The following is a 12,978-nucleotide window of genomic DNA, read 5'->3' as shown; positions in this document are numbered from 1 at the left end:
TGAGTCAGGACAGGCGCTGCGGAGACGACGGTGAGGGTCGCCCGGCGTGCCTGTTTCGGGTTGATCGACGGATCTCACGACGAATGGCCGATAGCCGGCGCCGCATGACCCGATAAGCTATCAGGGTCTTTCGCGCTCCGGATCGGTCTCGCCGGGAATCTGCGCCATAGTAATGGTTGTTCAGGTCGCGGGCAAAGGCGCGGGCCAGCCGCCCTGCCCCGGGCGCCTGATGGGCTGTGAGGCTGGCGAGCTGGGCAGGTGTCGACCCCGGTGGCACCGGAACGCCCTGCTGCTTAAGGGACCTTACCCAACGCCCCACCAGCACCGCCACTGGATCGGCCTCACGCCCGCCGCCATGGCGCAGGGCGGCAACCACACCCGCTACCAGCAGTGCCAGGCCCACCAGCACGGCGGTGATGTAGCCCAGTTCCTTGAGCCCGATATTGCCCGGCAGCCGGCTCATCAGATCCAGCTGTGACTGGCCCTGGTAACCGACCACCCACCGTTGCCAGTTGTAATTGACCCGGTCCATCTGAAGACTCAACCACTGCACCGCAGCGATATCGCCATAGCGCTGCGGCGAGGCCCAGTCGTCCTCCAGGAACGAGCCTTCTTCCGCCATGGCGTCCCGCAGGCCGGATTCAATGCGGTCCGGCGAGATGGCCGCGGTCGGATCCAGCCTCACCCAGCCCCGACCTTCGATCCAGGCTTCCACCCAGGCGTGGGCATCATACTGCCGCACAATCAGGTAGGCGTCGCCGGCTCCTGCCGAGCCCCCCTGATACCCGGCAACCACGCGGGCGGGTACGCCGGCAGTGCGCAGCAGGAAGGTGGTGGCACTGGCGTAGTGCGCACAGAACCCCCGTTTGGCATCGAACAGCAATGTATCCACCGGATCGTCCGGCATGGTCGGCGGACGCAGTGTGTAGAAGTACGGCTGCTCCCGGAAACGGCTCAGTATCGAATTGGCAAACGCCAGGTCCGAGTCTGCCGATTCGGCCAGTTCGCGAGCCAGCTGGCGACTGCGCTCATTACCCTGCTCCGGCAGCTGCAGGTAGCGTCGACGCTCGGAAAGTGACAGCGCACGGGAATCATCGGTGGCTGGCTCCTGGGCCATACGGTAGCGTATGGAGGTATCCGCCGGTCGCGCCAGCCGGAACAGCTCGCCCGGAACTTCGGTGATATTGCCGGATACCGCCCGGGAATGGTCGAGGGCATACACCCAACGCTGCCCCGAAGCCTCCATCAGCACGTCATACTGGTTGGCTGCCAGGTTACCGATGCCCGCGTCCAGATCGACCCGCCCCAGCCTTGTCCGTGGTGCTTCCTGCCACTGGCTCCAGGTGTGACCGTCGAACCGGTCCAGGATCAGGCCCCGCCAATACCTGTCACGGTGAGCCGGCATATCGCTGCCGAAAGTGACCCGGAACACCCGCTCGCTGCTTTGCGCCAGGCTGGAGATATCACCGGGGGTCATACTGTCAGACAGCCCGCTGCGGGCCTCACCCGAGACCAGGGGTACGCTCCATAAGGGTGCCATGCGGGGGAAGAAGATAAACAGGGCCAGCACCACCGGTAACGTCTTCAGCATCATGCCACCAAGGCGCCACAGCCCGGTCACCGGACTGCGGGTCGCCCCCGGCGTATGCAGCATATTCAGGGCCACCAGCAGGATGAAGACGCCAGCCAGGGTCACCAGCGTCCAGCCAATACCCTGCTTGAACAGAAAGTTGACCGCAGCCAGATAGATCAGAATGAAGAACAGCACAAAGAAATCCCGGCTGTCGCGGGTTTCCAGCCACTTCAGCCCAACCGCCAGAACGAAGAAGGAGGCCGCCGTGTCGACGCTGAAATGGCCGCTGACAGTCGCAACATAGGCGGCGATCAAGGCACCCATGACCAGGAGTCGCAACCAGCGACCTGGCAGGCGGACCCTGCCTTGCTGCACCAGCCACCGCCACCCGGCCAGCAGCAGGCAGGCCATGATCAGCCAGGGTGGCAGCCGGTCCCACTGCGGAAGCAGCAGCACCACAAAACCGGACAGCAGCCACAGCAAGGCACCGCTGGGTAGCATTGGCGCCCTGACACTCATACCGTCGCCCCCGAGTCCGGCGGCGTACGCTGCCAGGTGGCCAGCGCCCTGAGGCAGATTCGGCGGTGCTGGTCCCCCTGGTCCGGGTCGATGGTCAGCCCCGGCAACCTCAGCCCCCAAGGCTCACCAGCATCGTACCGTTCCAGCACCAGGGCGGTCAGGTAGCTTAACCGCAGCTCGTGATCGGCGCCCGGAAAGCTCTCGAAATCCAGCCACTGGGGGCTACCCTGCTCGCCCTGCCAGTCCGCCACCACCATGTCACCATTGCGGGAGAACCGCTTCCAGTCGACCCGGGCGCTGAGATCTCCTTCACGCCATGGGCGAAGCTCCACCTGGTCCTGCCCCTGGCTGCGCTGGTCCGCCTCAATGCTCTCACCCTCCACGGCACCTTCCGGTGCCTGGGTCGGACTGATAGGCCTCGGGAAGACAATGGCCGCTGTTGCCGGGCGCAGCCATGACCATGCCACCAACAGACCAAACGGAAAACGGGTTTCGACGCGGATCCGGTCAGGCAGCAGGTAGCCCCGTTCACGGCTGGGAATCTCAAGGGAACCATCCACCAGCTCATTGCCAGGAACGGAGAGGCTGGGCCCGGCCATGGTGTCACTGCTGAGGTCGATGGCAGGGGCGTCATGGCTGGCCTGCAGACGAACGCGGAACACAATGCTGTCACCAGCGAAACCCTCTCCGGGTTTCAGCAGGGTGACGTCAACGCCGCTCAGGTTATTGTGGGTCTGATGCATGGCGGCCACGAACAGCGCGCCCAGCAAAAAGGTCAGCAGATAGATCAGGCTGTTCTGGTAATTGATGCCGGTCAGCAGCATAACCACCAGAAGGATGCCGAACACGCCCCCGGCCGGGGTAGGCAATATGAAGATCGACCGGCGATCCAGGTGACGCCGGTCATCCCGAGGTATGCGGCGGTTGATCCACGCTCGCCACCGCCGTTTGACCGTGTTTCTGATACTTGGCAACGGTACTTCCTTACTCCAGGGCCGTGACCGGATGAATTCAGGTACCTCTGAAGAAGGCCCTGATTATAGGGTATCATGTGCAGCCTGTTTTCCCGCCACGACCAGATCAGGTTTCCGGATGTCGACTCGCTACACAGTGTCCCGATCCCGCATTGACGCCATGCTCGAGGCCCTTTCCGGGCTGGATGGTTTCATCTGCCTGGATACGGAACGGGGCAGGCATCAGCGGGTCAGCGCCCTGCCCGTGCGACACTGGCTGTTTCCCGACAACCCGGAAGGGTTTGCCGGAACCATCCAGGAGATACGGCAAGAGCACCACCGCATCACCACCCCGGCAGGTGGCGCTGCCGTCGCCGGCTGTCTGTTTTACGATGCCGGGCGGCAGACGGTTCCCGGTTTCCGCAGCCGGCACCCCGCAATGGCCGATCTTGGCTGGGCAGGGCTGTACCTGTGGGACTTCACGATTCCCACGGAAGGCGACGCCTGGCTGGCGTTCCACGACCGCTGCCCACCTGAACTGAAGGCCCGTATACTGGCCTGCTCCGAACAGCCAGGCCCGCCGGCGGCCACCACCGCCTTCCGCATCACGGAGCGCTTCCAGGCCCTGGACCCGGCGATGAACTATCACGCCGGTGTTGCCCGCATACTGGCGTATATTGAGGCCGGGGACTGCTACCAGGCCAACCTGTCCCAGGCCTTCGAGGGGCGCTTCGAGGGCTCACCCTGGCGGGCCTGGCGGACCCTCACCGAGGTCATCCCCGTCCCCCACGGTGGGTATCTGGATACCGGCCGGTGGCAGTTACTGAGCGTTTCCCCTGAGCTGTTCCTGGAGATCACGGATAACCGGGTGACCAGCAAGCCCATCAAGGGCACACGGCCCCGCCATCATGAACCTGCCAGGGACCGGGAACTCGCCGGTGAGCTTGCCAGCAATCCCAAGGACCGCGCCGAAAACCTGATGATTGTGGACCTGATCCGCAATGACCTCTCCCATTTCTGCGAACCGTTTTCTGTGCGGGTGCCACAACTGTTCGAGGTTGAGAGTTTCCGCAACGTGCATCAGCTGGTGAGCACGGTTACCGGTACACTGAAAGCGAACACAACGCCCTTTGAAGCCCTGCTCAGTGCCTTTCCCGGCGGCTCCATTACCGGCGCCCCGAAACGCCGGGCCATGGAAATTATAGACGAGTTGGAGACCCATACCCGCGAACCCTACTGCGGCAGCCTGTTCTGGTGGGGGGCGGACAACCGCCTGCAGAGCAACATAGCGATCCGCAGCCTGCAGACCCGTGATGACGGCCGGATCCGTGCCTGGGCAGGCTGCGGTATCGTGGCGGACTCGGATCCGGAAGAGGAATATCAGGAGTCACTGACCAAGATCCAGCGACTGCTGACGACGTTGGAAACGCTGCAGTAGCAACGTGCCCGGGGCGAAGCCACCGGGCACGACAAGAACTCAGAAGCGGTTGCTGAGTTCCAGGAAGGTCTTCTTCAGGGCGTCGAAGTCATGCACCGCCGGGAACTGCTGGAACTCGTCGATGACGTTCTGCGGTGCATGGAACAGGATGCCACCTTCCGCCTGGGTCAGCATGGTGGTGTCATTGTAGGAATCGCCAGCCGCTATCACCCGGTAATTCAGCAGCTGGAATGCCCGAACGGACTGCCGTTTGGGGTCACGCTGACGAAGCAGGTAATCGGTAATGCGGCCCTCGTCGTTAACCTCAAGCTTGTGACACAGCAGCGTGGGATAACCCAGCTTTTTCATCAGTGGCATGGCGAATTCGTAGAAGGTGTCAGAAAGGATTACCACCTGGAAGCGCTCACGCAACCAGTCCAGAAACTCCGCGGCACCGGGCAGCGGGTCCAGCTCGCCAATCACTTCCTGGATGGCGGGAAGGCCATAGCCATGCTCGTCCAGCAAACGGAGGCGCTGCTTCATCAGTACGTCGTAATCGGGAATATCCCGGGTGGTGGCCTTGAGCTCTTCAATACCGGTTTTTTCCGCAAATGCGATCCAGATTTCCGGAATGAGGACGCCCTCAAGGTCAAGGCACGCAAGCTCCACAGTCATCTCCTGTTACACGTTGATAGGCATTCGGCTCGCCATGATAGAAAAATCCGCCTGCAATTGCACCGTCAAAGGTGGCTGGTCAGCGGTAAAGTCCGTCCCCTGCTATAACCTTATGATTGCAGATTACTTCATGAACCTTCGTTCTGGTGATAAATTGACGCGACCATTTCACGGGATAACGATAATCCAATGACCGACATTGAGCAGCTTCAGAGAGAGTTGGATGGCCAGAGCCCGCGGGCCATCCTCAAGGCGGCCCTGGCCCATTACGACGAGATCGCGATTTCCTTCAGTGGTGCGGAAGATGTGGCCCTGATTGAAATGGCTCACAAGCTCACCGACCGGCTACGGGTGTTTTCCCTTGATACCGGGCGCCTGCACCCGGAGACCTATGAGTTCTTCGAGCGGGTACGCAAGCATTACGGCATCGACATCGAATTCCAGTTCCCCGATGCGCAGGCCGTGCAGGCCCTGGTCACCGAAAAAGGCATGTTCAGTTTCTATGAAGATGGTCACGGTGAGTGCTGCGGCATCCGCAAGGTGGAGCCGTTGCGCCGCAAACTGAACACTCTCGATGCCTGGGTTACCGGCCAGCGCAAGGACCAGAGCCCCGGCACTCGCAACGAGGTACCCGTGGTGCAACTGGACGACGCCTTCGAGGGACGCAAGGGTGAACTGGTGAAGTTCAACCCGCTGGCCAACTGGACCTCAAAGGAAGTGTGGGACTATATCCGTATCTCCGAGGCACCCTACAACAAGCTGCATGAACGGGGCTTTGTGAGCATCGGCTGCGAGCCCTGCACCCGACCGGTACTGCCCGGCCAGCACGAGCGCGAAGGGCGCTGGTGGTGGGAGGAAGCCACCCAGAAGGAGTGTGGCCTGCACGCCGGCAACCTGATTGCCAGCGATGCCTGATCAGGCCACCTTCCCCTAACCTGGGAGCTGCCTCAGTACAGAGGCAGCTCTACATTCCGGAACAACTCCTCGATATCATGCCGACTGCCCTGATGGGCCACCACCTGATTGACGGTATCCCGGGTCAGGTGCGGCGCAAACCTTTCCATAAAGTCGTACATGTATCCCCTCAGGAAAGTCCCCTTGCGGAAACCGAGGCGGGTAACGCTTGGCCGGAACAGTTTGCTGGCGTCAAGGGCCACCAGATCGGGGTCCGCCTCCGGATCAAAGGCCATGGAGGCGATGATGCCCACCCCTAATCCCAGCCTGACGTAGGTCTTGATGACATCGGCATCGGCGGCGGTGAAGACCACCTTGGGTTCCAGCCCTTCCGCCTGGAAAGCCTCATCCAGCTTGGAACGGCCGGTGAAGCCGAACACATAGGTCACCAGCGGATGCTTGGCCAGTTCCGGCAGCGTCAGCTCCGACAGCTGTGCCAGGGGATGGTCGCGGGGGACGATGACGCAGCGGTTCCACCGATAGCACGGCATCATGATCAGGTCATTGAACAGCTCCATGGCCTCAGTGGCAATGGCGAAGTCCACGGCGCCGTTGGCGGCCATTTCCGAGATCTGCATGGGCGTACCCTGGTGCATGTGCAGGGACACCTCCGGGTAGGACTCGATGAACCCCTGGATCACCGGCGGTAACGCGTAACGTGCCTGGGTATGGGTGGTGGCGATGCTAAGGTCGCCCTTGCGCTGGTTGCTGAATTCCTGCGCAATCTTCTTGATGCCTTCCACTCGTCGCAGGATCTCACCCGCTTCCCGGATAATGGTTTCTCCACCCGGCGTGATGCGAGTCAGGTGCTTGCCGCTGCGGGCAAACACCTCAATACCCAGCTCGTCCTCCAGCAGGCGGATCTGTTTGGATATACCGGGCTGTGAGGTAAACAGACTCTGGGCCGTGGCGGAAACATTCAGGTCGTGGTGGGCAACTTCCCAGATATAGCGCAGTTGTTGTAATTTCATTGATCCTTTCTCTCCCCAAAGCGGACACAGGATATTGCACCCTGCCCCTGGTAAGGTCTTGCCTGAGCCGTTACCAGAATACGCATAAAGATGGTTATTTTCATTCTTTTATCGAATAGAGAGTATTCGTTAGTCAGTGTAGTTCAAAACGGCGATATACAAGTGTTCTTCCGCTAGACATCGGTATAAAAACGGCATGGTGTGAACAGGGGACTTACTGGATGATCCGCCTGAAGGGGGGCAACGCGTCCAGCAGCAGCTGCCCGTACCGCCGGCTGACAATGCGGCGGTCCAGGATGGAGACACGCCCGGTATCAGATTCCGTGCGCAACAGGCGGCCTACCGCCTGCACCAGCTTGATGGAGGCATCCGGCACGGTGATTTCCATGAACGGATTGCCTCCACGACTGGTCACCCACTCCGCCAGGCTGGCCTCAATGGGGTCATCCGGCACCGAGAAGGGCAGCCGGGTGATCACCACGTGATCCAGGTATTGCCCCGGCAGGTCAATGCCCTCGGCGAAACTGGCGACACCAAACAGCACCGAGGGCTTGCCGGCATCCACCCGCTCGCAATGGTGGCGCAGCACTTCCCCTTTCGCCATGTCGTCCTGGGTGGTGATCAGGCCCGGATAGTCTGGCGCCAGCCGGTCGCGAACCGCATTCATCTGCCGGCGGGAGGTAAACAGCACCAGGGTCGCCTTCTCGGTGGCCCAGCGCTCCGGCAGGCACCGCACCAGGGCGTTGGTAAAGCCCTCGGCATCGGTGGGCAAGGCCTCCATGGGCGGCACCTCCACCGTCGCCATGTCGGCATAGCGGAAGGAGCTGGGCACTACCAGGTAGCGGCTGTCTGCAGGCAGGCCCGCGCGGGTGCGGAGCCTGTCAAAACGCCCCAGTGCCGTCAGCGTGGCACTGGTCAGCACTGAGCCATGGGCACGGGCCCAGAGCCTGGAAAACAGCAGGTTATCCGCCAGCACCGGGCTGCTGAAGAGCGTGACTTCCTCCGCGTGATCCCAACGCTGGCGCACGGCCCACCGGGCCGGGGGTGGTGTCCGGGCCGCAGGCTTCGCTTCCTCTTCACTGTCTGGTACTGCCTGCGTCTCACACCAGGCTGCCCACAACCGGGACTGATCTTCGGCCCTGGCGTGGAAGCTGCCAATGACCGGGTACCAGGCTTCGGCGGTGTCACGGTCGAGCTCGTGGTCCTTGCGCTCGTCGAATCCCTTCTGCAGCTCATCGGCAACGGTGCCCAGATGTCGCACCAGCGAGGCCGTGGCCGCCCGGGTTTCCGTGGCCAGGGCCAGCATGTCCTGCGGCAGGGTGCCCTCCGGGTAGCGCCACTGGGCAGACCGGCGCTCCTCCGAGAACTCCCACTGGATGCTGTCGATGACATGGTCGTGTACCCGTGTCAGGCAGTCATCCAGCACCCTTGAGGCGCCGGATATCTTTTCCACGGTGCGGCCAGCCACGGTCGACGGCGGCAGCCAGGCCTGGATCTTGGCCAGGGCCTGGGAAAGCTGTTTCAGCCACTGGCGGGTACTGTTCAGCGGCACCGAGGCGGCAAAGTGGTTCAGTGCCTTTCCCGGCAGATGATGGGCCTCGTCGAAAACGTACAGCGCGTTCTCGGGCTCGGGCAGGATGGCGCCACCGCCCAGGGCCAGGTCCGCCAGTACCAGGTCGTGGTTGGCGACCACCACATCGGCGGTTTCCAGCCCCTTGCGGGCGTCAAAGAAGGCGCAGTTGTCGAAGTAGGCGCAGTGCCGGTTGGTACACTGGCGATGATCGGTAGTGACCTGCCGCCAGACATCATCGGGAATGGTGGTGGGCCAGTGGTCCCGGTCACCATCCCACTTTCTGGCCGCATACTGGCCGAGCATGTCCTCGAAGAACTCGCGGGTACCGGGCTCCTGGTCCCGCCCCTCATCCAGCAGGAACAGGGGCATGGTGTTGCTGTCACCGTGGCCCTCGTCCTGCAGCCGGGTCTCCAGGCGGGACATGCACAGGTAACGCCCACGGCCCTTGGCCAGGGTCCAGTCGAACGACAGGCTGGTATGCTTTTTCAGGTCCGGCAGATCCTTGGAGATAATCTGGTCCTGCAGCGCCACGGTGGCGGTGGAAATCACCAGGGTCTTGCCCAGGGCCCGGGCCACCGGAATGGCGGAAATCAGGTAACCCAGGGTCTTGCCGGTGCCGGTGCCTGCCTCGACCACACAGGCTGCCGGTGGCGAGGTTCGCTGGCCGTCATTCTCGGTGATATCGCCCATATAACGGGCAATTTCGGCGATCATCAGCCGCTGGCCGTAACGGGCCCGGATGCCCTTGCCGGCGAGTACATCACGATAAGCTTGCTGGATCTCGGCCTTGACGGTATCGCTCAGTGGCATTAGCGCGGACTGCTCCAGTCACGGACGACACCGACACGGAATCGCTGGCCGTCCATGCTCAGCTCCACACCCTCTTCGGTGATGCGCTCTACCCGCAGGGGGCCAAAGGAATCCCCCACACGCAGGTGACGGCTGTTGATCATGACGCTGCGGGCTCCCGGTTGTGAGGAATAGACATGACTGTTGAAGACCAGATCCGGGACCTGGCGCTGGAAGGACATGGGCAATTCCACCAGGTGGGGCACACGCCCCTCCCAGGGCTCTGGTGTATAACCGGGCCCATCGGCGGAGGGCTGACGGATGGTGGGCACAATGACGGTGGGCGCTTCATCCATGGTGTCCAGTATCACTGCCCCCTGGCTTTCCAACTCGCCTGTCGCGGCAGTAATCTCCTCGGACTCCGGTATCGGCTCCTCGGCACGCACGATTTCACCACTGGTGGCAGCCGGTTCGCTGACGTTCGGATCAGGCACCGGTGAGGTTTCCGCGCCCTGGTCCTGGCCAGTCGTTGATGCCGTACGATGATCCCACCACAGCCCCACGCCCGGCCAGAACAGTGCCGCCAGTATCGCTGCATTCAGGGCCAAAGCAATGGCGACCCAGACGGCGGCGGGAATGCCCCGTTTACGTTTGCGGTGGACCATGCGCATCTGCTGGCCAAGATGGGGCACCCGTCCCTGGTTCCGCTCGGACTCCGATTTCTTCAGTGCTTCCAGGATGTACGACATGACGATATTACCCCGACCTTGGCTGGGCAGGCTGTCCCGGTCCGACGGGCGCTATGAAGGTGTTCCCTCCAGGCACCAGACGGGGGACGCCGGCATCAAGGTCGTTACTCATCTGGATCAGGGTCATGGCGCCAACCACACCGTCCTGTTCCAGCCCCTTCACTTTCTGATACCAGCGTATCTGTTCCTCCCGGATCAGGCGGCTGACCCGTTCGATTTCATCACTGTTATCCGCATGCAAACCCACCAGCTGCATCATCCGGGCGCTGAGCCATACGCCTTCCCGGTTCTGCCGCGGCAACTCCGAAGGATCGCCGTTCCAGGCCATGTAGGGTGGCACCTGCCAGAGCACCGAGAAATCACCGTACCAGTAGTCCTCCAGGTCACTGAAGGACACGTCCAGAGTGCCCTCTGTCGTTCTCAGGGTGGCTACATCGCCTTCCAGCCGCGCCAGGGTGACCTGGGACTGTTCGCCCCCCGGGCCTTTCAGGGTGAGCACCGCCGGGCGGTTGATGTCTTCCATGCTGCGGCGGCTGCCCTGGCGGTGCAGGCAGCGAAGGCCTGCGGCTTCAGCGTAATCACAGGCAAACGGATACTCTGACCGGTCCCACTCATAGCCCCAGAGGTGAAACAGGCCATTGTAGGCCTGCGCCGTGGTCAGCCCATGGGACTCTATGTCAAAAGGCTCCAACGCCTGGCTGTCAGCAACGCCTGGCTCCGTCCCGTCCGATCGTTCAATGGTACCGGCAAGTGCTTTTTCGCTGTTCTCACCAGCCACCTCATCGACAGCGGTAGCTGGCTCAGTAAGGGTATTGTCGTCGTTTGTCGGTTCATCCGCCGAGACCTGTTCTTCAGGCACCTCGGCCAACCGAGCCTGGTGGCGGCTGTCCACATAGGCCCAGCCGACCACCGTTATCGCCACCAGCACCGCAGCAGCCGTGGCCAGGCGCAATACAGGCGAGGCACCATGAGCGCCCTGACTCCGGGGCAGGCCACCCACTTCCTTCGACGCTGCCTTGATGTGATGGGGCTCGATCTGCTGGACACTCTCGCTATAGGCACCGAGCAAGGCCCGGTCACTGATCAGGTTGATCAGCCGCGGGACCCCTTTGCTTTTCCGGTATAGCATGCGAACAGCAGACTGGGTAAACAGCTCGACCTTTACCCCGGCTACCCCAAGCCGGTAATGGATATAAGCGGGAAGTTCGTCCTTTTCCAGAGCATCGAGATGATAACGGGCGGTGACCCTCTGGTTGAGCTGGCGCAGTTCCGGCCGGTCAAGGATATCCTTCAGCTCCGGCTGGCCCAGCAGCACAATCTGTAGCAGCTTCTTTTCCGCGGTTTCCAGATTGGTGAGCAGCCGCAGCTGTTCCAGGACTTCCGCGGACAGGTTCTGGGCCTCGTCGATAATCAGGACTTGATGGCGGCCTCGGGCGTGGGCATCCAGAAGATGCCGGTTAATGCGGTCGATCAGATGCTTGATGGTGGCATCGTCCGAATAGGCAATACCCAGTTCATCGCAGACGGACGCCAGTAGTTCGCGGGCAGACAAGCGCGGGTTGAGAATCAGCGCAATATCCACATGCTCCGGCACGTTCTCGATAAAACACCGACTGATCGTGGTCTTACCGGTGCCCACCTCGCCGGTAATCACAATGAAACCGCCCTGCCCCTGGACACCATACATCAGATGGGCCAGTGCTTCTTTGTGGCGTTCACTGAGATACAGATATCGGGGGTCCGGCGCTATGGAGAACGGCGGCTCCCGAAACCCGAAAAAATCGTAGTACATGGTATTCCAGTCAGCTGGCGGCCGGTTTCCGGGCCTGTCCCTTTCAGTTGAAGGCCCGCGTTATAGTGCCGGCCATGATACCGCCCGCGGCGGATACCTGTCACCACCGCCTGTCAACGGCTTCCCGTGGATGGGACCTGTATCCGGTAAGTGCAGGATGAACGCCAACCGGTGCTCAGAAGTCATCCAGCATCAGATCTTCGTCCTCACTCTGGGTGAAGGGATCCGAGCCGGTTTTACCGTCCCTGATCAGGTATTCGCGCCGTTGCAGGTAGGCATTGCGGACAAAGGTATAGCTGTCACCAGACATGAAGCCTTCCGCCGCCAGCAGGTCTGCCCGGGTGTCCACGATGAACAGGCCCAGCAGGTACCACTTCTCCGGACTCTCCATGTAGTCCCGGGCCGTTGGGAAAATCACGCTGTCGGTCAACGTACCCGTGAAATCACGGGGACTCGACGGCCCCATGAGCGGCAGTACCAGGTAGGGACCGGAACCTACGCCCCAGTAACCCAGGGTCTGGCCAAAGTCTTCCGGACGCTCCGGCAAGTCGAAGGCCGTCGCCACATCGAACAGACCGCCAAGGCCGAAAACCGTGTTGTAGGTAAACCGGCCAGCCGCAACCACTGCGTGCTCACCCTTCAGCTGAAGCACACTGTTGATGAAGTTGGGTACTTCCCCGAGGTTACTGAAAAAATTGGTGACCGCCCGGTCCGCCATATCGGGCATCACCCACTGATACCCCTCCGCAACAGGGCGGAGAACCCAGTCGTCGACGGTCTGGTTAAAAGCATAGACCTCGCGATTCCAGGGTTCCCAGGGGTCAACCTGTTGCGGGCCAGCATCGGAGGTCACCTCCGGGGGTTGCCCGGCGGAGGCGGTTTCCGTATTGCGGTCATCGGGTGAGGTAGCGCAACCGACAAGGGCCAGCGCACCGAACGTCAGCATTGTCAGCGCTCGGGAAATGTCACGAAGCATGGTTATTCCTGGTTAGCTGTCTTCGTCGGGTTACAGG

At 61.8% G+C, this 12,978-nt stretch carries 10 protein-coding genes; 2 read left to right on the top strand and 8 right to left on the bottom strand.

The genetic code is table 11. The features are described 5' to 3' along the window. Positions 1-4 precede the first annotated feature (4 nt). Both ACFOZ5_RS19555 and ACFOZ5_RS19550 read right to left on the bottom strand, forming a co-directional pair. Positions 5-2,092, bottom strand: coding sequence for a transglutaminase family protein (locus ACFOZ5_RS19555; RefSeq protein ID WP_379890555.1), 2,088 nt, complete (start codon positions 2,090-2,092; stop codon positions 5-7). Next, entirely contained in the window at positions 2,089-3,057 is a 969-nt protein-coding gene (locus tag ACFOZ5_RS19550) for a DUF58 domain-containing protein (protein ID WP_379890579.1), read from the bottom strand. The genes ACFOZ5_RS19555 and ACFOZ5_RS19550 overlap by 4 nt, the downstream gene beginning before the upstream one ends. 127 nt (positions 3,058-3,184) lie before the next feature. On the opposite strand from ACFOZ5_RS19550, the gene ACFOZ5_RS19545 reads away from it, so the two are divergent. Then, positions 3,185-4,483 carry an anthranilate synthase component I family protein gene (locus ACFOZ5_RS19545; protein WP_379890554.1) on the top strand — a complete coding sequence of 433 codons (1,299 nt, stop codon included), beginning with the start codon at positions 3,185-3,187 and terminating at the stop codon, positions 4,481-4,483. A 39-nt stretch (positions 4,484-4,522) separates the two neighbouring features. Here ACFOZ5_RS19545 and thrH read toward each other — a convergent pair whose 3' ends face one another. Then, positions 4,523-5,131, bottom strand: a complete 609-nt coding sequence (thrH, locus tag ACFOZ5_RS19540) for a bifunctional phosphoserine phosphatase/homoserine phosphotransferase ThrH (protein WP_379890552.1) — start codon at positions 5,129-5,131, stop codon at positions 4,523-4,525. A 171-nt stretch (positions 5,132-5,302) separates the two neighbouring features. Between thrH and ACFOZ5_RS19535 the strand changes: the two genes are divergently transcribed. Next, positions 5,303-6,052: a phosphoadenylyl-sulfate reductase gene (locus ACFOZ5_RS19535; protein ID WP_379890577.1), complete on the top strand. Its 750-nt coding sequence runs from the start codon at positions 5,303-5,305 to the stop codon at positions 6,050-6,052. A 32-nt stretch (positions 6,053-6,084) separates the two neighbouring features. Here ACFOZ5_RS19535 and cysB read toward each other — a convergent pair whose 3' ends face one another. From cysB to ACFOZ5_RS19510, 5 genes are all read right to left on the bottom strand, one after another. After that, the gene (cysB, locus tag ACFOZ5_RS19530) at positions 6,085-7,062 is read right to left on the bottom strand and encodes an HTH-type transcriptional regulator CysB (protein WP_379890549.1); all 978 of its coding nucleotides are present in this window, start codon (positions 7,060-7,062) and stop codon (positions 6,085-6,087) included. Positions 7,063-7,276: 214 nt separating this feature from the next. Further along, positions 7,277-9,445, bottom strand: coding sequence for an ATP-dependent DNA helicase DinG (gene dinG, locus ACFOZ5_RS19525; protein ID WP_379890547.1), 2,169 nt, complete (start codon positions 9,443-9,445; stop codon positions 7,277-7,279). Then, positions 9,445-10,173 carry a general secretion pathway protein GspB gene (locus ACFOZ5_RS19520; RefSeq protein WP_379890545.1) on the bottom strand — a complete coding sequence of 243 codons (729 nt, stop codon included), beginning with the start codon at positions 10,171-10,173 and terminating at the stop codon, positions 9,445-9,447. Before ACFOZ5_RS19520 ends, dinG begins: the two co-directional genes overlap by 1 nt. A 7-nt stretch (positions 10,174-10,180) precedes the next feature. Next, positions 10,181-11,965 carry an ExeA family protein gene (locus ACFOZ5_RS19515; protein ID WP_379890543.1) on the bottom strand — a complete coding sequence of 595 codons (1,785 nt, stop codon included), beginning with the start codon at positions 11,963-11,965 and terminating at the stop codon, positions 10,181-10,183. A 175-nt stretch (positions 11,966-12,140) separates the two neighbouring features. Further along, entirely contained in the window at positions 12,141-12,941 is an 801-nt protein-coding gene (locus ACFOZ5_RS19510) for an MlaA family lipoprotein (protein WP_379890541.1), read from the bottom strand. Positions 12,942-12,978: the final 37 nt, after the last annotated feature.

The organism is Marinobacter lacisalsi, from assembly GCF_042651045.1.
Lineage (GTDB): Bacteria > Pseudomonadota > Gammaproteobacteria > Pseudomonadales > Oleiphilaceae > Marinobacter > Marinobacter lacisalsi.
The sequence above is the reverse complement of the archived record's forward strand: the minus strand, read 5'-3'. Positions and strand labels throughout refer to the sequence as shown.